Origin of the sequence: Tardiphaga sp. 768_D3_N2_1 (assembly GCF_052076105.1) — a bacterium.
In the GTDB taxonomy this organism is placed as follows: Bacteria; Pseudomonadota; Alphaproteobacteria; order Rhizobiales; family Xanthobacteraceae; genus Tardiphaga.
Genome location: NZ_CP197245.1, coordinates 2,599,857 through 2,621,990, shown reverse-complemented (window position 1 = coordinate 2,621,990; position 22,134 = coordinate 2,599,857). Strand labels below are relative to the sequence as shown.

The window sequence follows — 22,134 nt, the reverse complement described above, 5'->3', positions numbered from 1 at the left end:
CTTTGAAGGCATCCTTTCCAAGACGTTGGCAAATTAGCCGCCCGGATTGTGTCGTCGGCAAGGGCGCCACGAAACAATTCAGCAGGGGGATGAAACCATTTTTGTCTTGGGCCGCAGACGTGCCGAAACCGCCATTGGCTATTTCTTTGCCAACGACGCGGCGGACGGCGCTGCCCAACTGGAGACGTCAGATGCGCACCATCAGCTTCATGCTCGCTTTCGCCTTCGTCCTGGCAGGTCCTTCGATGGCCGGTTTCACCGATGGCAACCTGCCGGGTATCGGCACCTTCGCTTATACCGGCTCGCCTGCGATCAGCGCCCCGGCACCAATGGTCGTTGCCTACGCGCACTGATTTCGATCGCGACTGGACAATCCGAGAAACGACAAGAAAAGTTTTGAAATGACTCGACCGCGTTTTCTGACCGCCATCGTTATCGCTGCCGCCCTTGCGGGTTCCATCACGGGAAGTGCAGCGCAGGCGCAGATCTGGTCGTGGCGAAAGTTACCGGACCAGCGCGGCGAATTCGTGCGCCTGTGCTCATCACATATGGTCGGGCGCTGGGCGCATCCGGAAGCAGTGTGCGGTTGCCTGCATGACCATGCTGTAGCAACGGTGGAAGACACCGATCTGCGCGAGGCGCTGCTGCGCGGCATCAGCGAACGCGGCGTGCCTACGATCGAGAAGGACTGGATCCCGGCATCGAAGCAGTCGATGATCAGCGCGACCTTCACGCAGATTGCGAAGCCGACCCTGCAATGCATGTATGATCCGGCGCCGCTGGATTGAACCAGTTAGTTATGTTTGCGCTGGCTATGTTCGCGTGATCGCTTTGCGCTGCATCGTAGCGTCGAAATGATAGCGGATTAGTATCTTTCCCTCTCGTCATCCTGTCACAGCCGATGATAGCGTTTGGCTTCGCCATCGTTAGTTCGGCGAGATTCGCCCACTGTTAGGTTGGCGGGAACCGAGGGGTTTTATTTTATGCGATTTATCTCGATCGGCTTTGCCTGTGTATCGATGTTTCTGTCCAGCGCGGCGTTGGCCGCAGACACCAGCACCCAGGACGCCAACAAGAAAGTTGTCGTCGAATTCTACGAAAAGGGCCTCAACCAGAAAGACTTCGAGGCAGCATCCAAATATTTCGGTCAGCGTTACGTTCAGCACAATCCCAATGCCGCTGACGGCATCGAGGGTTTCAAGGCCTTCCTGGGTTTCCTGCGGGAGAAGTTCCCGGAGTCGCATAGCGAGATCAAGCAGGTCTTCGCCGACGGCGACTATGTGATCCTCCATGTCCACGCCGTGCGCGAGAAGGGCACCCGTGGCAATGCGATCGTCGACATCTTCAAGCTGGAGAACGGCAAGATCGTCGAGCATTGGGACGCGGTGCAGCCGATCCCCGAAAAGTCCGCCAACAGCAACGGCATGTTCTGATGGACAGGCCCGAACCACGGCGTGACGACCGATTGAAAGGCAAGGTTGCCATCGTCACCGGCGCGGGCTCCCGCGGGGATGGCATCGGCAACGGACGCGCAGCAGCCGTGCTGCTGGCGCGGCATGGGGCGCGTGTTGCTCTGGTCGATATCGATGCGAACGCAGCCGAGGAAACAGCGCGATTGATTGCCGCGGAGGGCGGCGTCACGCAGATCTATGACGGCGATGTCAGCGATCGCGCATCATGCGAGGCGATCGTCGAACGGACTGTCGAAGGCTTCGGCCGGCTGGACATCCTCGTCAACAATGTCGGCGTCACGGGGCCGCGCGGCGACGCCATCGAGGTCGACGACCGCGCCTGGGACAGCGCCATGCGTATCAACGTTGCCTCGATGATGTTGATGGCGAAGTATGCGGTTCCGGAAATGATGAAATCCGGCGGTGGCTCGATCATCAACCTGACATCGATTGCCGGCCTGCGCGGTGGCCATCCGAGCCTGCTGTACCCGACATCGAAATCCGCAATCATCGGCCTTACCAGAGCGATGGCGGCTCATCACGGCCGCGCCGGCATTCGCGTCAACTGCATCGCGCCGGGCACGGTCTATACGCCGATGGTGGCGTCGCGCGGCATGAGCGACGAGATGCGCAAGGCGCGCGCTGCGGGCACGCTGCTCGGCACCGAAGGAACCGGCTGGGATATCGGTTATGGCGTGTTGTTTCTTGCCGGCGACGAAGCGCGCTGGATCACGGGCATCACGCTGGCGATCGATGGCGGCGCGAGTGTGGGCCAGACCGGTTCACCGGTGCCGCCAAGCGAGCCGCTACGACACTGACGCGCTGACAGGCGCGTCGTTCGTCATCTCATCTGCGTCTTGGTGCCGGCGCGCGGCACGCATTTGCGTACGCGCGTCACACCCGCTGTGCTGAGCGTCGTGCCGGAGACTTCCTTGATCTGGCCGGTGGGGCAGGATCCGTCATCGACCTGAATGCGCTGGCCGAGGCGAAGCTCGATGATGTCCTGTTCGCGGGCAACCTGATCGACCGCTAGCGCCGGCGTGGCCAGCGCAAACGAAACCAGAAGTCCTGATAGCCAAATTGCTGAACGCATCTTGCGACCTTTGTTACTTGTTCTGGATCTTGAGGCCGTCGGGGCCGACATTGATCTGCAGCCCGCTGGGTTCTTTCTTGGCCTGGTAGAGATTGTAGCCGAGGACGCCGATGCCGACGATGAGCGCGCCGATGATGAGATAGAGCACGTTGCGATTGCCGGACATGAGGTCTCCGTTGGGCCAGCCATGCCTGCCGGGCAGTTGGCTTGCCAGATTGTAGGGATGCGCATCCGATTCTAGAAGCACAGGGGGCGCCAGCCGTGAGTGCTAGCCAGCCTCAAGTTTTAGACCCCCGCGCGGGTTCCACGCGTTTTGGCCGCAGGCATACGGTGCGCGCGCAAATTTGCCGCCGAAGCTTTCGCCAGCCTCTCGGCTGATGTGACAAGCTGACGAACGGGATGGCCGGCGAAGCCGAGCACGAAGCCCGGAGCCGGGCGTGCGCGCAGATAGGTGTCAGCCAGCAACCAGCCCTCGACGCCAGCCGTGGCCTTGGCCTCTGCGGCGATCTCGAGCGGCGTCTTCGATGCAAACTTTGCCACGAGATGAAGACCCTGCGACGGCACCGGAACCGTGAGTTGACCGTCCGAGACCTGCGTCAACGTCGTGGCCAAAGCGTCCCGCGCTTCGCGATAGACGTTCCGCATCTTGCGCAGGTTCGCAGCGAAGGCGCCGGAGTTCAGCATGTCGGCGACGGCGCCTTCCATCAGCGTGCCGGGAAAGCGGTCCATGGCCGCGCGGGCCGTCGTGACAGGGCCGATGAGGCGCTCGGGCAGCGCGCAATAGCCGATGCGCAAGCCGGGAAACAGCGTCTTGGCGAACGTGCCCATATAGATCACGCGCTGCAGGTGATCGATGCCGGCGAGCGAGAGCAGCGGCGCGCCGTCATAGCGAAACTCGCTGTCGTAATCGTCCTCGAAGACCCAGGCGCCGGCCTCTTTTGCCCAGTCGAGCAATTCGAGTCGCCGCGGCATCGTCATTTGCACGCCGAGCGGAAACTGGTGCGAGGGCGTGACATAGGCTGCGCGCGCTTTCGGTGCGGTCGCACGGCCTCTGGCGACGATGATGCCGAAGTCGTCGACCGGCACCGACACCGGCCGCGCGCCGCAATGTTCGATTGATTTTCGAGCGGCAGGATAGCCGGGGTCTTCGCACCAGATCTGTTCGCCCGGCTTGAGAATGGCTGACAGTACGATGCGCAGCCCGTGCTGCGTGCCCGATGTCAGCAGGATCTGGTCGGGATCGCAGCGCAGCCCGCGCGCTGACAGAAGATGATTGGCAATCGCCGTACGCAGCTCGAAGCTGCCGCGCGGATCGCCGTAATGCAGATGCTCGCTGCCGAAAGCGCGCAGACGGCGGCCGGCGAAAGCGCGAAAGCGGCGCAGCGCCTGTTCGTCGATATGCGTGCAGCCAAGAGCAAGCGTGCCGCGCTGCGGTGCGTCGATGGCGATGGTCTTCGTCGGTTTGCTGCTCGTTCGCGTCGGGATGCGCGCGGCGACGAAAGTGCCGGAGCCAACACGTGCAACGGCAAAACCATCGGCGATCAGTCGCTCATAGGCATTGGTGACGGCGTTGCGCTGAATGCCGGTTTGTTTGGCGAGAATACGCGACGGCGGCAAAGCTTCGCCGGGCTTGGCGACGCCGCCGGTGATGGCGTGGCACAGCGCCTGATAGAGCCGGTCCTGCGAGGACGATCCTGCGGTGATATGCGCGCCCGTGAGATCGAGCGCCAGCTCGGGTTTCGGAATTGGCCTCGCCAAATTGGTCGGAATTTTTCGCATGGAATTGGCACTATCGCAGACCAAATGCGGCGGTACAACACATTCGAACGCTTCCAATTGATGGGGAATTGCTGTGACCGCAGCTGAACTGAAGACCGATGAACCAGCGAATGCAGACATCGCGTCCTATCCGCTCACGGAGCGGAACCGCGTGAAGCGGCGCCATGACCGCGGCTTCTACGACCACGAGACCGTGCATAAGATTCTGGACGCATCGATGATGTGCCACGTGTCCTACGTGATCGACGGACAGCCTTACTGCACGCCGACCTTCTTCTGGCGCGAAGGCACCAAGCTGTACTGGCACGGCAGCAGCGCCAGCCGCATGCTGAGGAACCAGACTGCGCAGCAACGCGTCTGCCTCACGGTGGCCTTTCTCGACAGCCTCGTGCTGGCACGTTGCGGCTTCAATCATTCGGCGGACTACCGTGCGGTGATGGCATTCGGAAACGCCTATCTCGTCACCGATCCCGACGAGAAGGAGCAGGCCGGCATCGCGATGGTCGATCGGTTCTTCCCGGACCGCACGGCCAGTCTGCGCGAGACCACAGCACAGGAGATGAAGGCGACGTCCTTCATCGCCATGGAGATCGAGGAAGCTTCGGCAAAAATCCGCGCCAAGGGCGTGGCTGACGATGACGAGGATTACGAACTGCCGATCTATGCCGAGCGCATTCCGGTGAGAACGGTGATCGGCGCGCCGGAGCCGTGTCCACGATTGTTGCCCGGTGTCGAACGACCGGCATCCTTGCAAGCATATTCGGAAGGCCGGTTGCTCGAAGATGCGCTGACAGATGCCTACTTTCTGCAGTACCCGAAGCGGTGAGGGCGGGTTAGGTTGCCGCCGCGAAATTTAAGCCAACCTGCGCATTAAATTTGGCCAGCAACGAGCGTGCTGGCCAAAACTCCAAGATGATGAACCTATGTCGATACAAAATGTTAGGCTGCTGTGAGAGGTCAATCGATCTCACTAAGCGGCTGCTTCAATTGAGACTCAGCATCATGCGGTACTCCTTTAAGCAGACGGTCCAACTCAAGCTCCGTCAGAATAGGCGCTGATCGCATTTTATCTTTTGCTTCGGCTCGCGAGACGTCAATCTCTACAAAGCGCCCTTCCATTTTCCTATAGTGAGCGTAGCAACCGATATCAATTGCAAAGGCCTGATATGTTCCAGGCGTCGATTTGTGAGTAAGCGCTGAGCCTGATTGATGAATAATTCTATAATCGGAAAGTCTATTAAATAGGCTCTTCCAAGAGTCTGACTTCTGCAGCATTTTCTCTGGTACCAGAAAGACGTTGGTCATCTTGGTGAGGCAGAATTCTCTCAGAGCATATATTCCAGAGATAAGGACGTCTTGTTCATCCGCGTGCGAATCTTTTTTTAATTCTTCGATCCGCCGCTCGATGTTTAGCCGGCTAAGCACGCGGATATCGTCTTTGCCGAGAGCGTTGCCGTCGCTATCACTCAAGCCTTCTAGGAAAAGCGAAAGCACATCTCTCGGGACGCCGCCTCCAGCCATAACAAGGCGCGAGAAGCCCTCTCCGCGAAATAGAGCGTCCAGTTCGTTCTCAGACATCTTCGCGCGCTCACCATACTCCTTTAGAATTCTCCAATTTTGAGAACGCGTTCTGGTGAAATCGCTGAATGAGTAATCGATGTTAATTGGTTGATAGTCGTGCCGCTCTTGCGCACCAATCGGCTGTCCTTCTCGATCGGCATACATTGTGGACGCGTGACGGATCGTCGCGATCTTGAAAAAGATTGGAAGATCTTTGCAAAGGCGATGAATATAATCGACCACAAAGGCCTGATCAGTGCGCTTTAGGTGATAAAGATCGTCAACCTGCAGAATGATACATTTCACCTTTGAAGATAGCTCAAAGAACTCTCGCAGCCGCTTCTTGAGTTCGGGAAGCCAAAGATCCAGCTCCTGTAATTTCTGACGGTGAGTTTTGTATACACGCTCCGTTTCGAGCTTGTTGTTGGTTGTGTCGTCCGACTTCGCCTTTAGTTTTGATCCAACTTTTCCTGTTGTCGGGGCGCTGAGTTCTGCGGAAATTTCTGCGTCTACAGAGTTGGCTTGTGTAACGGCGTCTGATTGGGTCTGCTTAATTGCCTCTTCGTGTTCGTCCGGCGCTAGGTGCATGGTATTGAGGCGAGCGATAATCTCCTGAAGAATGATCTTCGTTTTGGCTTTACGTCCGAACCATCCGCCAAGATGCCCTTCCAGTTCGCCGAACAGCGCCGTTAGTATCTCGATAAGAACGTTCGGAAACGTATGGCGCTTGAAGTCTTCGCAATTCAGGTAAATTGCGCGCGTATCTTTTGGAAGGTGCTTGGTTGAGTCATGCAACAGCAGCGTCTTGCCGCAGCCCCGCCTAGCAAAGATTGTATGGTTCTGTCGTGCGCTGACGTCGGGAATTGCGTGACCCGCATCGATGTATGTCACTATTTCGCCTCCGAGCTGAACTCGTAAGCCCTCAGTGATCAATTGCCGAAGGCGTGCAAGTTTTGCTGCATCAGCCAAGATCGTTCTCTCCCTTAGGTTGCTCCTCGCTTATGTTAGTTGTGGATTCGAAGCAAGGCTGCCCGCTATGCTTTTGCAGGATGTCCCCATAGCGCCGCGACAATTGCACTGAGTCCGTCCGTTAGTGCCGCCGGTCCCGGTTGCAGGATCAGCGGCGACTTGACCTCGACGATGCGATCGTCTCGCACCGCTGGAATAGCGCTCCAGCCCGGTCGCTGCCGGATTTTATCGGGCACGACTTTCTTGCCGCACCATGAGGCGAGGATCACGTCGGGCGCCGCGGCAATCACGTCGTCCGGCATGACGATGCGATTCTTCGCTGCCTTCTGATGTCGAAGCTGCGGGAAAGTGTCTTCGCCGCCGGCGATCTCGATCAGTTCGGAGACCCAGCCGATGCCGGTGATCAGGGGATCGTCCCATTCCTCGAAATAGACACGTGGCCTTGTTGGGCGGGATTGCGCGACTGCAGCGATCTCGGCCAAGCGCCGTTCGTACGAATGTGCGAGCTGTTCTGCACGTTCGTGGGAACCGACCATGGCGCCGAGCGTGCGGATCATCGCCAGAATGCCGGCGATGTCGCGCTGGTTGAACACATGGACCGCGGCGCCGGCGCGCGTCAGGTCTGCGGCGATTTCAGCCTGCAGATCTGAGAAGCACAGCACCAGATCGGGATCGAGCGCGAGGATCTTCGGCACATCGGCCGAGATGAACGCGGACACGCGCGGCTTTTCGCGTCGCACCTGCGGCGGCCGCACCGCATAGCCGGAGACGCCGACGATGCGATCCTGTTCGCCGAGCAGATACAGCGTCTCCACGGTCTCTTCGGTGAGACAGACGATCCGGCGTGGCGGGAAATGGCGCATGGTGCCGATATGCCTTTTAACAAAGCTCTTGTCACGACATGCCGTTGTGTCGTGAACTTTCATCAAGCCCGCATGATGATGGGCAAGACAAACCGCAGGGAGTTGAGGCCAGCATGACGCCACTCGACAAGATCCACAGCCTCGCGATGCCGTTTTCCGTCTCGATGGGCGTGACCTTTACAGATGCGGACCTGGAGCGTGTCGTTGCCACCATGCTGGTGCGCGAGGATCTGTGCACGCTCGGTCACACCATTCATGGCGGAGCAGTCATGGCGCTTGCGGACGCCGTCGGTGCGGCGGCGACGGTCATCAATCTGCCGGAGGGCGCCAAGGGGACCACGACCATCGAGAGCAAGACCAATTTCACAGGTGGGGCAAAAGCCGGAAGTACCGTCCGCGCGATCGCAACGCCGGTTCATCGGGGACGCAGAACGCAGGTTTGGCAGACCCGGATCGAGACCGAGGAGGGCAGGCTGGTGGGCGTCGTGACGCAGACCCAACTTGTGCTGTAATCCGGTTCATTTCTTGTTAAGATTTTGGTAATCAACGACTATTGCATGGCTCACCTGCGGTGAGCGCTGCCGCCTGCGGCATCTGCGCCCTTGTATTTTATGGTGCGTCGCACAATATAGGGTGTCTAGGGAATCGACGCTTTCCTCGAGGGCAACTTGAGGATTTTGACCATGTTAGACGCTGCCACCACCATCGCCATTTCGACCCGGGCTCCGGCCCGCGGATATGTGCGCATCCTTGCAGCCCGCGAGCTGCCCCTGTTCCGCGAACATCTCTTGAGACTGGATCGCGAGAGCCGCCGCAATCGTTTCAACGGTTCGCTCGATGACGACTGGGTTGCGCGCTATGCCGAGAAGTCCGTCAATACCGGCACCGTCATCCTCGCCTATTTCGAAGATGGTGTCGTGCGCGGCGCCGCCGAATTGCATCAGGCTGATCTGTCGCCGGACTCACTTCCGGAGATCGCGTTCAGCGTTGAAGCCATCGTGCGCCGCAAGGGCGTCGGCAGCATCCTGTTCACCAAGCTGATCGCGAAGGCGCGGTCGATGGGCTACGCCAAGCTGCGCATCACCACTGGCGCGCAGAACGATGCGATGCGTGCGCTGGCCAACAAGTTCGGTGCTCACCTTTCATTCCGGCACGGCGAATCCACGGGAATTATAGACCTGCGCGATCCCATGGGTGCAGGGCTCGTGGCGCAGCCGAAGACCTCGATGTTCGATGTGGCGCGCGCAGTGGCTGACTATAACCGGGCCTATTGGGGCGTTTGGTTCAAGGCGGCCGGCTGGCGCAAGTCGTGAGCAGCAAGTCGCTGTAAGCGGCAGGCAATTGCATCAAAGAAAAAGGCCTCGCGATCAGCGAGGCCTTTTTTGTATGCGCGGGGAGGGCAGTATGCCTCCTCGAAATCAAACGCGCTTGTCGTTGCCGAACTTGCGGGTGACGCGACGCTCCACGACCACGGAACGCTGGGCGCCTTGTTCGCCGGCGATCACGCGGCTGATGCGCAGCGTACCGGTCGAGCGATTGGCCTTCTTCACTTCGGCCTGAACGGCATCGAATGGCATGCCCATCAGCGACGCGGCAATCTCCGCCTGCTGATCGAGATCCTCGGTGATACCCATCGCGGCGAAGATGGCTTCTTCCAGGGTCGGGGGATCGCGCCTGACACGCCGCGTTCCGTATTTCGTGTTCCAGTCTTCGCTCATCGCTCGCCTCAGTGTTGATTTGCGATACGTAAGGGAGCGGTTGTTGCATTGCAATATGGAATTCCCGCGACAAAGCAGCCATGCAAACTTGTTCCCGGAAAACGAGAAAGAGTTCGGCCAGTAGCTTTATGACAAAGCAGATGGCGGGGCGGTATCCAGTTGGGGTTGCGGCCAGCGCTTCAGTGCCGCGTGACCGGCATCGGTGAGCGCGTAGGTGCCGCGTGCCGGACTTTCGAACCAGCCATAGACATTGCGATGCAGGATCTTCTGCGCATCCGGATAATCCGGCGTGAGTTCACGCACCTTGCGCGGGCCGACGACGAGCATCGCAGCGCAAGCGAGCGCCTGCTGGCGATAGGCCGTCATGATCGGCGCGCGCGTGCTGCCGCCGAGCGCGGGGTCGCCCTGGCGCTTCTTGTGCTCGGTGATGAGGCGTGAACGCTTTTTCGGGTTCCGCCGCGGCGCGACAGTGGCGGGCGCGACGAGAACCTCGACGCCGCCGGCTTCGGTAATTCCCAGCATGCCGAAGCCGAGCCTGCGGCACAGGTTACGGTAGCGCGCATCGCTTTCACGGCCTTTGCCGCGGATCGACAGCTTGGCCGCAACCCAGACTTCATCGCAGGCGCCGGCGCGATCGACGGCCTGCAGGATCAGTTCGAGATTGAAGCTGAGCTTGAGTTCGCCGATCACGACGATCGGCGGATCATCGCCATTCAATGCCACGAGATCGCAACCGCCAATCTCGCCTTTGACTGTAAAGCCAAGGCCTTCGAGGAAGCGTTTCACCGGAAGGTAGAGCGAGGTTTCCAAATCGAACGTCCGAGTCGCGGTCCATGAGACGATGCGTCGCTGCAACCGCGACTCACCGGCGGAGTTTATCCGGGTTGGCCCGCGGCGACACCCGAGGCGCCTTATCCCTGTGCGATCGGAGACCCGCGGTGACGACCCTTCTTGAGATGTCGGACAGCTTTCGTCTGTTGCCGCATTTGATCGCCATGTCGATCGCTTATGTTCTGGCGCTGCCGATCGGCTGGAATCGTGAGCGCGCCGAGCGAAGTGCCGGGTTGCGGACTTTCCCGCTGGTCGCGCTCGCCACTTGCGGCATCGTTCAGGCCACTGAGGGATTTCTGAACGGTCATCCCGAAGGCACGACGCGCATCATCGAGGGCCTGATGACCGGCATGGGATTTATCGGCGGCGGCGCGATTCTGAAGGACAACGGCTCGGTGCGCGGTACCGCCACGGCAGCCAGTCTGTGGGCGACCGGCGCCACCGGCGCGGCCGTTGGCCTCGGGGCCCATGACGTGGCGGTCGTCATCTCGCTGTTTACCTTCCTGACGCTGTGGCTCCTGGTGCCGTTCAAGCAGGAGGGGCCAAAGACCGAGGAGGGCACCACGAAGCCCCAGAGCGAAATATGAGCGACAAAATACCGGTGCTCGCGCAATTCTGTGAGGTTAACCTCAAATCGCCCGATTTTGCCGGCACATGGCAGCAATGATTGGCCTTTTGCTGCGAAGCAGCGTAAAGCTCTGCCGATCCCGATACGCACCGGACTCCTGGACCCGACGTGACCGCCAACTGAAGGGCGGCAGATTCGTTTCCGTTTGGTCCAAGTATTGATCCCGTGGATCCCAATGAGTCCGACCGCGACGCGGTCCGCCGCAACCAAGGTTTACATCTGTGTCATTTCTTTCGACAGGTCCGTCGCTCGCCCGCGCGTTGGCTGAGCGCAACTACAATGAATCCACTCCCGTTCAGGCGGCCGTCCTCGCTGACGATGCTGCCGGCCGCGATCTTCTCGTGTCGGCGCAGACCGGCTCCGGCAAGACCGTCGCTTACGGTCTGGCGATCGCCGACAATCTGCTCGAAGGAGCAGAGAAGCTGCCGAAGGCGGGATCGCCGCTGGCATTGATCGTCGCGCCGACGCGCGAGCTTGCGCTGCAGGTGCATGGCGAGCTGACCTGGCTCTATCAATATGCCGGCGCGCGCGTCGTCTCCTGCGTCGGTGGTATGGATCCGCGCAAGGAACAGCGCGAGCTTGCAGCAGGCGCGCATATCGTTGTCGGTACGCCCGGCCGCCTCTGCGACCATCTGCGTCGTAGCCGTCTCGACGTGTCCGAACTGAAGGCTGTTGTACTCGACGAAGCCGACGAAATGCTCGACATGGGCTTTCGTGAGGACATGGAGTTCATCCTCAAGACGACACCGGCCACCCGCCGCACGCTGCTGTTCTCGGCCACGATGCCGCGCGGCATCGCCAATCTTGCCAAGCAGTATCAGCAGCAGGCGTTCCGCATTGAAGTCGCCGGCACCGAAGGTGGCCACTCCGACATCGAGTATCGCGCGATCCGTATTTCGCCGAACGAAGTGGAGCACGCCGTCGTTAACGTATTGCGCTATTTTGAATCGCCGAGCTCTATCGTATTCTGCAACACGCGTAACTCGGTGAACCATCTGCAGACCGTGCTGCTCGAGCGCGGTTTCTCGGTTGTCGCTCTGTCCGGCGAACTGTCGCAAAATGATCGTACGCGAGCCCTGCAGGCACTGCGCGACGGTCATGCACGCGTTTGCGTCGCCACCGACGTCGCGGCACGCGGCATCGATCTGCCCAATCTTGGCCTCGTCATTCATGCCGAGTTGCCGAACGATCCCGAAGTGATGCAGCATCGGTCCGGCCGCACCGGTCGTGCCGGCCGCAAGGGTGTCAGCGTTCTGCTGGTGCCGCCGTCACGCCGTCGTCGCGCCGAATTCCTGCTGCAGCTTGCCGAAACCGACGCCATCTGGGGCTCCGCTCCGACCGTCGAAGAAATCCGCGTGCTCGACGAGCAGCGCATGGCGACGGACGCGATTTTTGATAATGCGGCGAATGAAGACGATCTCGTCTTCGCCAAGAAGCTGCTCGAGCAGCATTCGGCAGAAACCATAGCGACTGCGCTGGCGCGTCTCTATCGCTCGCGCCTGCCGTCGCCGGAAGACGTACAGGATCCCGGCACATTCCGCGGCCGCGAGGATCGCGCTGGAAGCCGGAGCCGTGGCGAAGACGGTGGTCCGGTCCGCAAGACGCCGAAGAAGAGCGAACCCATGGGCGAGGGCGCCAAGTGGTTCCGCGTCGCCATCGGCCGGCAGAAGAATGCCGAAGCGCGCTGGCTGCTGCCGATGATCTGCCGTCGCGGCGGCATCGAGAAGGCCGATATCGGCGCGATCAAGATTTACGACGCCAATTCCGAGTTCGAGATTTCGGCAGCCGCGGCCGAGAAGTTCGCGACCATGATCAAGCGTCCGGACAAGGAAGACAATATCCGCATCGAGCCACTGGCCAACGGTCCGGAAGGTGCGATCGCATCGAGCCGCATGGCGCCGGAAGATCGCGACTATTCCAACAAGCGTCCGCGCAAGCCGAGCTTCAAATCCGACGGCGATCGTCCGGACTTCAAGGACAAGGGTGCCTATAAGGAAAAATCCTGGAAGGACGGCCCGAAGGGCGACAAGCCACGTTACGAGGGCAAGCCGCGCTACGATGATAAGCCCCGCTACGACGACAAGCCGAAATATGAAGGCAAGCCCAAGTTTGACGGCAAGCCGAAATACGATCCGCTGCGCGCCGACAAGCCGGCCTACAGCAAGTCACGCGGCGAAGACACGCGTTACGAAGGCAAGCCGAAATTCGACAAGAAGTTCGACAAGCCGCGTGCGGAGAAGGCGCCTTATGTCGCCAAGGCCAAGCGCGACGGTGCCGCGAAGTTCGAGAAGCCCGCTTTCGGGAAGAAGAAAAAGAACCGGGCGTAATGCTGTCTTATCTTCGGGATGCTTTAGCGTTCCGCTGCATGAGAAACTCGTCATGCCCGGCGTATGCCGGGTATCCACGTCTTGGTAAAAAGCGAAGGCGTGGATGGCCGGGACAAGCCCGGTCATGACGGCGTGAGAATAGAATTCACACGCGTCCGCTCACCGGCAGCAATGCGCCGGTGACAGCGCTAGCGGCATCGCTGGCCAGAAACAGGATCACGCTGGCGAGTTCGTCCGGCGTGACCCATTTCGAAAAATCCGCATTGGGCATGTCGCGTCGGTTCGCCGGCGTATCGATGGTTGAAGGCAGCACGGCGTTCACCGTGATCTTGCCCTTCAGCTCGGTGGCCAAGGTCTCTGTTAGCCGATGCACGCCGGCCTTTGACGCCGCATAAGGGCCCATGCCGGCGCCAGCCTGAAGCGCACCCATCGCACCGATATTGATGATCCGTCCGGCCTTCGACGCTGTCAGATGCGGGATTGCTGCGCGCGATGCGTTGAGCGCGGTGAGCAGGTTGAGCCGGTGCATGGTCTCCCAGCTCTTGTTATTGCCGTCAGCGATATTTTCGAAGGCGAACGCGCCTGCGATGTTGATCAGCACATCGATCTTGCCGAATTGTTTGACCACCGAACCGATGGCGGCATCGGCTTGCGCGGCATCGGAGAGGTCGACGCCGCCGATCTGCAAGCGATCCGGCGTAGACGCCGGCGTCTTGGCGGAATGGTCGATGGTGGCCACCGTCGCTCCGATCGCGGCGGCGCGTTCCAGCACGACCTGACCCAGCGCACCGGAGGCTCCTGTGATGACGACGATCTTTCCGTTCATGGGGAACTCCTGTTACGCGCGATGGTCCTGCCCGGAATTGGCCTTGGGTAATAGCCACAGATAGATCGCGCCGGCGGCCAGCGCCATGCCGGCCATCAGGCCGGTCATCACCAGCGTCGGATGTCCGAACGGTTCGAATACCGCGATCATGGCGCTGGCAAAGGCGCCCATCACCATCTGCGTGCAGCGCATCACGCCGGCTGCGGCGCCGGCCACATGCGGCAGGTTCTGCAAGGCTTCGTGATTGGTCGAGGGCGCGAGAATGCCGAAGGCGAAGATGGTCAGCGCCATCGGCGGTATCAGCGTTGCCACAGTGACCGCATTGGCTGGCACCAGCAACAGTGCAGCGACGGCGCTTGAGATCATCACCATGAGGCCGAAGGCGATGATCTTTCGCGAGGCGACGTGACGACGGCTGAGCTGCCCGCTGATCAGCGAGGCCACGAGCACGCCGCAGGATGTCAGGCCGAACAAGAGCGAGAAACTGGTCGTTGACAGGCCGAGACTGCCGATCAGCACCGACGGTGCGCCGGAGATGAAGGCGAACATGCAGGCGAAGGCGCAGGCGTAGAGCAGGGCGTAGCCGACGAAGCCGCGATCGCCGAGCACGAAGCGATAGCTCTCGGCGAGCTGCTGCGGATTGAGCGAGCGGCGGTTCTCGACAGGTTGCGATTCCGCAAGTCCGAAGCCGCCGACGATGAGCAGGATCAGCCCGACGGCGGCCTGTACGGCATAGATGCTGCGCCAGTCGCTGACGGTCATCACCCAGCCGCCCAGCACCGGCGCGATCATTGGCGCGATGCCGAGAACGGCGGCGATCTGGGACAATTTCTGCCGCGCTGTGGCGTGCTGGAAAAGATCGCGCACGATGGCAATGGGCAGGATCGCGCAGGCGCCTGCTGCAAGGCCCTGCAGCAATCGAAATGCGAGGAGAACGGTGAAGGACGGCGCGAGCGCGCAGGCGCCTGCCGCGATCGAGAACAGCAGCAACCCGTCAAGCAAGGTCGCACGGCGGCCAAAGCGATCAGCGAGCGGACCGCAGATCAGCGGCGAAATCGCGAAGCCTGCCAGGAACAGGCTGAGCGTCAGCGGTCCGCGTCCCGCAGCGTCGGCGAAACTCGCTTCGATCGCCGGGAGGCCCGGCAATCCCATGTCGATCGACAGCGGTGGCAGCGCAGTCAATGTGCCCAGAAAGGCGGTGAAGGCGAAACTGTCGCGCCTGAGGGCCAAAATCGATTCCTTGAAAAAGCGGGAAGTTGGTGTGGTCGTCGCGGCGCTATTCTGCCGGACTGATCTGCGCCGGCAAGGTCCGGCGGTCAATGAGGCTGCTCAGTGTGAGCCCAAGCCCAACCGTGGCGACGAGCGCTGCGAGCAGCGGAAGCTGCGCATAGTGCACGCCGGCATTCAACGCCACGCCGCCGATCCATGCGCCGGTGGCGTTGCCGAGATTGAACGCGCCTTGGTTCAGGGTCGAGGCGAGGTTCGGCGCATCAGTGGCCGCATCGACCACCCAGATCTGCAGCGGCGAGACCAGCGCGAAGGCGATGCCGCCCCACAGGATCAGCAGCACTAGCGTCGGAAGCATCATGTGCACCACAAGCGCAAGCGCGCCGAGCACCATGACGAGGCAGACGAATGCACCGATGATAGTCGAGAGCAGGTTACGGTCGGCGAGGCGGCCACCGATCAGATTGCCGATGGTGAGGCCGACGCCGATGGCCAGCAATGCTCCCGTGACGCCATGCGGCGTGAGGCCCGTGACCTCTTCGAGCAGCGGCGTGATATAGGTGAAGAGGCTGAACATGCTGACCGACGCAATGGTCGAGATCAGCATCGGCAGCAGCACGGGCCAGCGCCCGAGTGCGCGAAACTCCCTCGCCAGTCCGCCGCGCGTGCCCGGCATGCCCGATGGTACGAAGCGGGCGATCGCCAGGAATGCGATGATGCCGATGGCCACCACGGCCCAGAATGCAGTGCGCCAACCAGCGGCCTGTCCCAGCGCGGTGCCGAAGGGCACGCCCAGCACATTGGCGAGCGTGAGCCCGGCAAACATCAGCGAGATGGCTTGTGTGCGCTGCTCACGCGGAACCAGATTGCTGGCAACGACGGCGCCGATTCCGAAGAACGCGCCATGGGCAAATGCGGTGACCACGCGAGCCGTCATCAGCAGCCAGTAATCCGGTGCGAGGGCGCAGCCGAGATTGCCGATCGTGAACAGCGCCATCAGCGCGAGCAGGGCTGTTTTGCGTGGAATGCCCGCGGTGGCCATCGCCACGATGGGCGCACCGACCACGACGCCCATGGCGTAACCCGAGACGAGATAGCCCGCTTGCGGAATGGTCACTGACAGGCTGCGCGCGACGTCCGGCAGCAGGCCCATGATGACGAATTCCGTGGTTCCGATGCCGAACGAGGCGGCGGCGAGCGCGAGGATGGGAAGGGAAAGTCGGATGGGTATTCTCCTGAGCGGAAATATTGCGATGCAATATCAGGAGATGTGCCACGACCTCGGCGATTTGGCGACCGCTTGGCGGTGGAGGCAGCATTGCGCGCCCCGGTCATCAAACAGTCGAGAGGCAGTTCGATGGAGCGGCAGTTAGCGGACAATGCGCTGACCTTGCGATCTTAGCGCGAATGCAGGCGGATCGCTCAGACCGGCGGCCAGCTGCGCATTGCCATGTCTGCGAGTTTTCGCAATTGCTCGCGCGGTGCGCCGCCTGCGGCCTGCACGGCCATGCCCTGCAGGATGGCCGACACGTAGCGCGCGAGATCGCCGGCATCCGCATCGGCTGGCAAATCGCCTTCGGCGATGGCGCGTGTGAAGCGAAGGCGCAGATCGTCCTCGCTCTTCGAGCGGCGCGCCGTCAGTTCCTGCTTGATCGTCTCCGCGGCATCACCGCAGCAGAGCGCGCCCTGGACCGCGAGACAGCCGGGATTCCGGGGATCGGTCACCGCTTCGACCGACTCGTACAGGATATGCTCGACCGCTTCGCGGGCCGTGGGCTTCTCCAGGCCGGTGCGGAAATAGCCGCCGGGGCCATCGACGTAGCGATCCAGCGCCTTGCGGAACAAATCTTCCTTGTTGCCAAACGCCGCATAGAGACTGGGCTTGGTGATGCCCATGGCTTCGGTGAGGTCGGCCATCGACGCGCCTTCGTAACCCTTGCGCCAGAACACATGCAGCGCGAGGTCGAGGGCTGTGTCGGTATCGAATTCACGAGGACGTCCCAGTGCCACGACGGGCTCTCCAAAGTTTTCTACCGTTCAGTAGATAAGTCCCTTGACAGTGGATGTCGATAGTCCATCTATACCGGACGTTACGAATATGTGCGTTGCAGCGAAATGCCCGGGGGCGACCGGTAACCGGCAACACGCGCAATGTACCGCTTAGCTACTGAAATGACAGGGCTTTACAAGGCCCACACAGATTAAATGGGGTTCACAATGGCACATAATCTCCCTCGCAAGATCGCCTTTGGCGCCGGAATCGCGTTGGTGGCGGTCGCCGTGGGCGGCGGCGCGGCGCTGATGAATCTGTCCAGCGTAGCAGCTCAAGCCGAGTCCGGCGCGGTTGCGCCCGCTGCGGTTCAGGCCTCGGTCGCCCTGGTGGAAGCCAAGGCCACGGCGCCTTCGGACGAGTTTTCGGGCCGCCTTGAGGCCATCGAGCGCGTCGAGATTCGCTCGCGCGTCGCAGGCGCCGTTCAGGAGATCCACTTTCGCGAGGGCGCGCTGGTCAAGAAGGACGACCTTCTGGTGCTGATCGATCCGGCGCTCTACGCCGCCGACGTCGACCGTGCCCAGGGACAGGTGTCCGCGTCGCGGGCGCGCCTGATCCTCACCAAGGCCGATTTCGATCGCGGTCAGCAACTGACCAGTTCCAGCATCACCCAGCGCGATCTCGATAATCGTATCAATGCGTATCGTGAGGCGGAAGCCAATCTCAAGGCTGCAGAGGCCGCGCTCAAGACCGCCGAACTCAATCTCAGCTACACCGAAGTCCGCGCGCCGGTCGCGGGCCGTGTCGGCAAGGTGGAGATCACCGTCGGCAACCTGATTTCGGCCGGCCCGACCGCGCCGCTGCTGACGACATTGGTCTCGGTCAATCCGATCTATGCAAGCTTCAATGCCGACGAACAGGTGGTGTCGCGCGCGTTGAAAACGCTGGCTGACGAGAAGACGCCAGGCGATATCGACCGCATTCCCGTTCACATGACCACCGTCACCGATAGCGCACCGGTGAAGGGCCACATGCAGTTCATCGATAATCAGGTCGATCCGCGCAGCGGCACGGTGCGGGTGCGCGCGATGTTCGACAATGCCGATGGCCGGCTGATGCCGGGCCAGTTCGCGCGGCTCTCCATGGGCCAGCCGAAGGCGGAGCAGACGCTGCTCATCAGCGAGCGTGCAGTCGGCACCGACCAGAACAAGAAGTTCGTCATGATCGTCGATGCCAAGGACAAGGCGCAATATCGCGAAGTGATCCTTGGGCCCTCGGTCGATGGCATGCGCGTGATCCTGAGTGGGCTGAAGGCCGGTGAACGGATCGTCGTCAACGGACTGCAGCGCGTACGGCCGGGTGTGACCATCAAGCCGGAGATGGTGGCGATGAACGCCGCGTCTCTCGCCTCGATCAAGGCCGTCGCACAGAACTGATAACGACCGCCCTGTCCCGCAGGCGGGCAGGGCGCACTTCCCAATACGCAGCACGTCATCGAGGTCGAGCGATCGGCCACGCAGGGCCTTTGCATCCTGCAAATTTGGATCATCACGGAATAACGTCATGAACTTTTCAAAATTCTTCATTGATCGCCCGATCTTTGCCGGCGTGTTGTCCATGGTGATCTTCCTCGCCGGCCTGTTGTCGATGCCGGTGTTGCCGATCTCCGAATATCCCGAGGTTGCGCCGCCGACCGTGGTGGTGACGGCGAACTATCCCGGCGCCAATCCGAAGGTGATTGCGGAAACGGTCTCGACGCCCATCGAAGAGCAGATCAACGGCGTCGAGAACATGCTCTATATGAGCAGCCAGGCGACCACCGACGGCCGGATGACGCTGAACGTCACCTTCCGCCTCGGCACCGATCCCGACAAGGCGCAGCAGCTGGTGCAGAACCGCGTTTCGCAGGCCGAGCCGCGTCTCCCGGCGGAAGTCCGTGCGCTTGGCGTGACGACGATCAAGAGCGCGCCTGACCTCACCATGGTCGTGCATTTGCTGTCGCCAAACGATCGCTATGACATGACCTATCTGCGCAATTACGCCGTGCTCAACGTCAAGGATCGCCTGGCGCGCATCGAAGGCGTCGGACAGGTGCAGCTGTTCGGCTCGGGCGATTATTCCATGCGCGTCTGGCTCGATCCGCAGAAGGTCGCCGAGCGCGGCCTGTCGCCGGGTGATGTCGTGCGCGAAATCCGTGCGCAGAACGTGCAGGCGGCAGCGGGGCAGGTGGGCGGTTCGCCCAATGAGCCCGGTCTCGATCTGCAGCTCTCCATCAATGCGCAGGGACGCTTGCAGAGCGAGGAAGAGTTCGGCGAGATCATCGTCAAGAACGGCGACAACGGCGAAGTGGTGCGGTTGCGCGACATCGCGCGTATCGAACTCGGCGCTGCCGACTATGCACTGCGCTCGCTGCTGAACAACAAGTCCGCAGTGGCGGTTCCGATCTTCCAGTCGCCGGGCTCCAATGCGATCCAGATCTCCGACAATGTCCGCAAGACCATGAAGGAGCTGAAGGAGAACATGCCGGACGGTGTCACCTACGACATCGTCTACGACCCCACGCAATTCGTTCGCGCCTCCATCGAGGCGGTGATCCATACGTTGCTCGAGGCCATCGCACTGGTGGTGCTCGTCGTCATCCTGTTCCTGCAGACATGGCGCGCCTCGATCATCCCGCTGATCGCTGTGCCGGTATCGGTGGTCGGCACTTTCGCCGTGATGCATGTGTTCGGCTTTTCGGTGAATGCGCTGACGCTGTTCGGTCTCGTGCTGGCTATCGGCATCGTGGTCGACGACGCCATCGTCGTGGTCGAGAATGTCGAGCGCAATATCGAGCGCGGGCTCGATCCGAAGAGCGCGGCCTATCAGGCCATGCGCGAAGTGACCGGCCCGATCATCGCCATTGCGCTGGTGCTGGTCGCTGTGTTCGTGCCGCTCGCCTTCATCACCGGCCTGACCGGCCAGTTCTACAAGCAGTTCGCACTGACGGTGGCTATCTCCACGGTGATCTCCGCCTTCAACTCGCTGACGCTGTCGCCAGCGCTCGCCGCGCTGCTGCTGAAGGGTCATGATGCGCCGAAGGATGCGTTGACGCGCTTCATGGACAAGTCGCTTGGCTGGTTTTTCGTCCGCTTCAACCGCTTCTTTGCCAGAAGCTCCGACGCCTATAGCGGTGGCGTGAAGCGCGTCGTCTCGCGCCGCGCGGCGGTGATGGGAATCTATGTCCTGCTGATTGGCGTCACCGGCTATCTGTTCCATTCCGTCCCGGGCGGCTTCGTGCCCGGTCAGGACAAGCAGTATCTGGTGGGCTTCGCGCAGCTCCCCGACGGCGCCACGCTGGATCGCACCGAAGAGGTGATCCGCCGCATGGGCGAGATCGCGCAGAAGGAGCCCGGTGTCGAGAATTCGATTCAGTTTCCGGGTCTGTCGATCAACGGCTTCACCAATTCGTCGAATTCCGGCATCGTCTTCATTGGCCTCGATGCGTTCGACAAACGCAAGGATCCGAGCCTGAGCGGCAATGCCATTGCGTTGTCGCTGAACAAGAAATTTGCCGGCATTCAGGATGCCTTCATCGCCATGTTCCCGCCGCCGCCGGTGTCGGGTCTCGGCACGATCGGCGGCTTCAAGCTGCAGATCGAGGATCGCGCGGGTCTCGGCTATGAGGCCCTGAACGACGCCACCAAGGCTTTCATCGGCAAGGCGATGCAGCAGAAGGAGCTGGCCGGCCTGTTCTCGAGCTATCAGATCAACGTGCCGCAGCTTTATGCGGATGTCGATCGCACCAAGGCGCGACAGCTCAACGTGCCGGTCACCTCGGTGTTCGACACGATGCAGATCTATCTCGGCTCGCTCTATGTGAACGACTTCAACAAATTCGGTCGCACCTATTCGGTGCGCGTCCAGGCTGACGCCAAGTTCCGGGCGCGGGCCGACGATATCGGCCAGTTGAAAGTTCGCTCCGACAGCAACGAGATGATCCCGCTCTCGACGCTGCTGCGTGTCAAGGAAAGTGCAGGGCCGGAGCGCGCCATGCGCTACAACGGGTTCCTGTCGGCTGACATCAATGGCGGCGCGGCGCCCGGCTATTCCACTGGCCAGGCGCAGGACGCCGTGGCACGTGTCGCCAAGGAGACGCTGCCCAAAGGCATCGACTTCGAATGGACTGAACTGACCTATCAGGAAATCATCGCCGGAAATTCGTCGCTGATCGTGTTCCCGGTGGCGATGCTGCTGGTGTTCCTGGTGCTCGCCGCGCAATACGAAAGCCTGACGCTGCCCTTGTCGATCATCATGATCGTGCCGATGGGCTTGCTGGCAGCGATGTTCGGCGTCTGGTTGACCAAGGGCGACAACAACGTCTTCACCCAGATTGGCCTGATTGTGTTGGTCGGCCTGTCGGCGAAGAACGCCATCCTGATCGTGGAATTTGCCCGCGAGTTGGAATTTGCCGGGCGGACGCCGATCCAGGCTGCGATCGAGGCCAGCCGTCTGCGGTTGCGACCGATCCTGATGACGTCGCTGGCTTTCATCATGGGTGTCGTGCCGCTGGTGACGTCCACTGGCGCGGGCTCGGAGATGCGTCATGCCATGGGTGTCGCAGTGTTCGCCGGCATGATCGGCGTCACGGCCTTCGGCATCTTCTTCACGCCGATGTTCTATGTGCTGCTGCGTGCCATGGCAGGCAACCGTCCGCTGACCCAGCATGGCGAAGCGACGGTCGATCAGGCGGCGCCGCTGGCACCGGGATCGCACGAAGCTGAATCGCGCCCGCACGCCACGTCGCATTCGTGACGCCGGGGGAGACATAAGGTAACGCCCGACGAGGGCTGCTGGTCCAGGGATGCGCCATTTCGACCCGTTCTACGGCGA

At 61.2% G+C, this 22,134-nt stretch carries 22 protein-coding genes; 11 read left to right on the top strand and 11 right to left on the bottom strand.

Going from position 1 to position 22,134, the window contains the following annotated elements:
* Positions 1–191 precede the first annotated feature (191 nt).
* From AB8A27_RS12155 to AB8A27_RS12140, 4 genes are all read left to right on the top strand, one after another.
* Entirely contained in the window at positions 192–353 is a 162-nt protein-coding gene (locus AB8A27_RS12155) for a hypothetical protein (RefSeq protein ID WP_441242123.1), read from the top strand.
* A gap of 48 nt (positions 354–401) precedes the next feature.
* Positions 402–788, top strand: coding sequence for a hypothetical protein (locus AB8A27_RS12150; protein ID WP_441242122.1), 387 nt, complete (start codon positions 402–404; stop codon positions 786–788).
* Positions 789–1,019: 231 nt separating this feature from the next.
* Positions 1,020–1,433: a nuclear transport factor 2 family protein gene (locus AB8A27_RS12145; RefSeq protein ID WP_441244893.1), complete on the top strand. Its 414-nt coding sequence runs from the start codon at positions 1,020–1,022 to the stop codon at positions 1,431–1,433.
* Complete coding sequence (locus tag AB8A27_RS12140; protein ID WP_092143830.1) at positions 1,433–2,269, top strand: SDR family NAD(P)-dependent oxidoreductase; 837 nt, start codon at positions 1,433–1,435, stop codon at positions 2,267–2,269. Before AB8A27_RS12145 ends, AB8A27_RS12140 begins: the two co-directional genes overlap by 1 nt.
* A 23-nt stretch (positions 2,270–2,292) precedes the next feature.
* Here AB8A27_RS12140 and AB8A27_RS12135 read toward each other — a convergent pair whose 3' ends face one another.
* The 3 genes from AB8A27_RS12135 to pdxR all read right to left on the bottom strand — a co-directional run bounded on the left by AB8A27_RS12135 (position 2,293) and on the right by pdxR (position 4,323).
* Positions 2,293–2,544, bottom strand: a complete 252-nt coding sequence (locus AB8A27_RS12135) for a DUF6719 family protein (protein WP_441242121.1) — start codon at positions 2,542–2,544, stop codon at positions 2,293–2,295.
* A 13-nt stretch (positions 2,545–2,557) separates the two neighbouring features.
* Entirely contained in the window at positions 2,558–2,710 is a 153-nt protein-coding gene (locus tag AB8A27_RS12130; RefSeq protein ID WP_441242120.1) for a hypothetical protein, read from the bottom strand.
* A gap of 119 nt (positions 2,711–2,829) precedes the next feature.
* Entirely contained in the window at positions 2,830–4,323 is a 1,494-nt protein-coding gene (gene pdxR / locus AB8A27_RS12125; protein ID WP_441242119.1) for a MocR-like pyridoxine biosynthesis transcription factor PdxR, read from the bottom strand.
* Positions 4,324–4,441: 118 nt separating this feature from the next.
* Between pdxR and AB8A27_RS12120 the strand changes: the two genes are divergently transcribed.
* The gene (locus AB8A27_RS12120; protein ID WP_441244892.1) at positions 4,442–5,149 is read left to right on the top strand and encodes a pyridoxamine 5'-phosphate oxidase family protein; all 708 of its coding nucleotides are present in this window, start codon (positions 4,442–4,444) and stop codon (positions 5,147–5,149) included.
* A 131-nt stretch (positions 5,150–5,280) separates the two neighbouring features.
* Here AB8A27_RS12120 and AB8A27_RS12115 read toward each other — a convergent pair whose 3' ends face one another.
* The gene (locus AB8A27_RS12115; protein WP_441242118.1) at positions 5,281–6,852 is read right to left on the bottom strand and encodes a hypothetical protein; all 1,572 of its coding nucleotides are present in this window, start codon (positions 6,850–6,852) and stop codon (positions 5,281–5,283) included.
* A gap of 65 nt (positions 6,853–6,917) precedes the next feature.
* The gene (locus AB8A27_RS12110; protein ID WP_441244891.1) at positions 6,918–7,715 is read right to left on the bottom strand and encodes a cobalamin-binding protein; all 798 of its coding nucleotides are present in this window, start codon (positions 7,713–7,715) and stop codon (positions 6,918–6,920) included.
* A gap of 113 nt (positions 7,716–7,828) precedes the next feature.
* Here AB8A27_RS12110 and AB8A27_RS12105 point away from each other — a divergent pair, with 113 nt between their 5' ends.
* Together AB8A27_RS12105 and AB8A27_RS12100 are read left to right on the top strand one after the other, a co-directional pair.
* Positions 7,829–8,227 carry a PaaI family thioesterase gene (locus tag AB8A27_RS12105; RefSeq protein WP_371420976.1) on the top strand — a complete coding sequence of 133 codons (399 nt, stop codon included), beginning with the start codon at positions 7,829–7,831 and terminating at the stop codon, positions 8,225–8,227.
* A gap of 171 nt (positions 8,228–8,398) precedes the next feature.
* Complete coding sequence (locus tag AB8A27_RS12100; RefSeq protein WP_441242117.1) at positions 8,399–9,028, top strand: N-acetyltransferase family protein; 630 nt, start codon at positions 8,399–8,401, stop codon at positions 9,026–9,028.
* A gap of 105 nt (positions 9,029–9,133) precedes the next feature.
* Here the strand turns inward: AB8A27_RS12100 and AB8A27_RS12095 are convergent, their stop codons facing one another.
* Positions 9,134–9,433, bottom strand: coding sequence for a hypothetical protein (locus AB8A27_RS12095; protein WP_092143812.1), 300 nt, complete (start codon positions 9,431–9,433; stop codon positions 9,134–9,136).
* A gap of 126 nt (positions 9,434–9,559) precedes the next feature.
* On the bottom strand, positions 9,560–10,243 hold the full coding sequence (locus AB8A27_RS12090; protein ID WP_441242116.1) for a DUF2161 domain-containing phosphodiesterase: 684 nt from the start codon (positions 10,241–10,243) through the stop codon (positions 9,560–9,562).
* 128 nt (positions 10,244–10,371) lie between these two features.
* On the opposite strand from AB8A27_RS12090, the gene AB8A27_RS12085 reads away from it, so the two are divergent.
* Entirely contained in the window at positions 10,372–10,851 is a 480-nt protein-coding gene (locus AB8A27_RS12085; protein WP_441242115.1) for an MgtC/SapB family protein, read from the top strand.
* A 262-nt stretch (positions 10,852–11,113) separates the two neighbouring features.
* Positions 11,114–13,219, top strand: a complete 2,106-nt coding sequence (locus AB8A27_RS12080) for a DEAD/DEAH box helicase (protein ID WP_441242114.1) — start codon at positions 11,114–11,116, stop codon at positions 13,217–13,219.
* Between the two features lie 145 nt (positions 13,220–13,364).
* Here AB8A27_RS12080 and fabG read toward each other — a convergent pair whose 3' ends face one another.
* From fabG to AB8A27_RS12060, 4 genes are all read right to left on the bottom strand, one after another.
* Positions 13,365–14,045, bottom strand: a complete 681-nt coding sequence (gene fabG, locus AB8A27_RS12075) for a 3-oxoacyl-ACP reductase FabG (protein WP_441242113.1) — start codon at positions 14,043–14,045, stop codon at positions 13,365–13,367.
* Between the two features lie 12 nt (positions 14,046–14,057).
* On the bottom strand, positions 14,058–15,275 hold the full coding sequence (locus tag AB8A27_RS12070) for a multidrug effflux MFS transporter (RefSeq protein WP_441242112.1): 1,218 nt from the start codon (positions 15,273–15,275) through the stop codon (positions 14,058–14,060).
* Positions 15,276–15,321: 46 nt separating this feature from the next.
* The gene (locus tag AB8A27_RS12065) at positions 15,322–16,497 is read right to left on the bottom strand and encodes an MFS transporter (protein ID WP_441244890.1); all 1,176 of its coding nucleotides are present in this window, start codon (positions 16,495–16,497) and stop codon (positions 15,322–15,324) included.
* 197 nt (positions 16,498–16,694) lie between these two features.
* The gene (locus AB8A27_RS12060) at positions 16,695–17,282 is read right to left on the bottom strand and encodes a TetR/AcrR family transcriptional regulator (protein WP_441242111.1); all 588 of its coding nucleotides are present in this window, start codon (positions 17,280–17,282) and stop codon (positions 16,695–16,697) included.
* A 207-nt stretch (positions 17,283–17,489) separates the two neighbouring features.
* Between AB8A27_RS12060 and AB8A27_RS12055 the strand changes: the two genes are divergently transcribed.
* Together AB8A27_RS12055 and AB8A27_RS12050 are read left to right on the top strand one after the other, a co-directional pair.
* The gene (locus AB8A27_RS12055; RefSeq protein WP_441242110.1) at positions 17,490–18,698 is read left to right on the top strand and encodes an efflux RND transporter periplasmic adaptor subunit; all 1,209 of its coding nucleotides are present in this window, start codon (positions 17,490–17,492) and stop codon (positions 18,696–18,698) included.
* Between the two features lie 127 nt (positions 18,699–18,825).
* Positions 18,826–22,056 (top strand): efflux RND transporter permease subunit, encoded by a 3,231-nt coding sequence (locus AB8A27_RS12050; RefSeq protein WP_441242109.1) that lies wholly within the window; start codon positions 18,826–18,828, stop codon positions 22,054–22,056.
* The last annotated feature ends 78 nt before the right edge of the window (positions 22,057–22,134 follow it).

Coding starts and splice junctions, on each gene's coding strand:
- AB8A27_RS12155 (WP_441242123.1), top strand. CDS start 192: ATGCGCACCATCAGCTTCATGCTCGCTTTCGCCTTCGTCCTGGCAGGT.
- AB8A27_RS12095 (WP_092143812.1), bottom strand. CDS start 9,433: ATGAGCGAAGACTGGAACACGAAATACGGAACGCGGCGTGTCAGGCGC.
- AB8A27_RS12110 (WP_441244891.1), bottom strand. CDS start 7,715: ATGCGCCATTTCCCGCCACGCCGGATCGTCTGTCTCACCGAAGAGACC.
- fabG (WP_441242113.1), bottom strand. CDS start 14,045: ATGAACGGAAAGATCGTCGTCATCACAGGAGCCTCCGGTGCGCTGGGT.
- AB8A27_RS12055 (WP_441242110.1), top strand. CDS start 17,490: ATGGCACATAATCTCCCTCGCAAGATCGCCTTTGGCGCCGGAATCGCG.
- AB8A27_RS12150 (WP_441242122.1), top strand. CDS start 402: ATGACTCGACCGCGTTTTCTGACCGCCATCGTTATCGCTGCCGCCCTT.
- AB8A27_RS12130 (WP_441242120.1), bottom strand. CDS start 2,710: ATGTCCGGCAATCGCAACGTGCTCTATCTCATCATCGGCGCGCTCATC.
- AB8A27_RS12100 (WP_441242117.1), top strand. CDS start 8,399: ATGTTAGACGCTGCCACCACCATCGCCATTTCGACCCGGGCTCCGGCC.
- AB8A27_RS12105 (WP_371420976.1), top strand. CDS start 7,829: ATGACGCCACTCGACAAGATCCACAGCCTCGCGATGCCGTTTTCCGTC.
- AB8A27_RS12050 (WP_441242109.1), top strand. CDS start 18,826: ATGAACTTTTCAAAATTCTTCATTGATCGCCCGATCTTTGCCGGCGTG.
- AB8A27_RS12140 (WP_092143830.1), top strand. CDS start 1,433: ATGGACAGGCCCGAACCACGGCGTGACGACCGATTGAAAGGCAAGGTT.
- pdxR (WP_441242119.1), bottom strand. CDS start 4,323: ATGCGAAAAATTCCGACCAATTTGGCGAGGCCAATTCCGAAACCCGAG.
- AB8A27_RS12135 (WP_441242121.1), bottom strand. CDS start 2,544: ATGCGTTCAGCAATTTGGCTATCAGGACTTCTGGTTTCGTTTGCGCTG.
- AB8A27_RS12145 (WP_441244893.1), top strand. CDS start 1,020: ATGTTTCTGTCCAGCGCGGCGTTGGCCGCAGACACCAGCACCCAGGAC.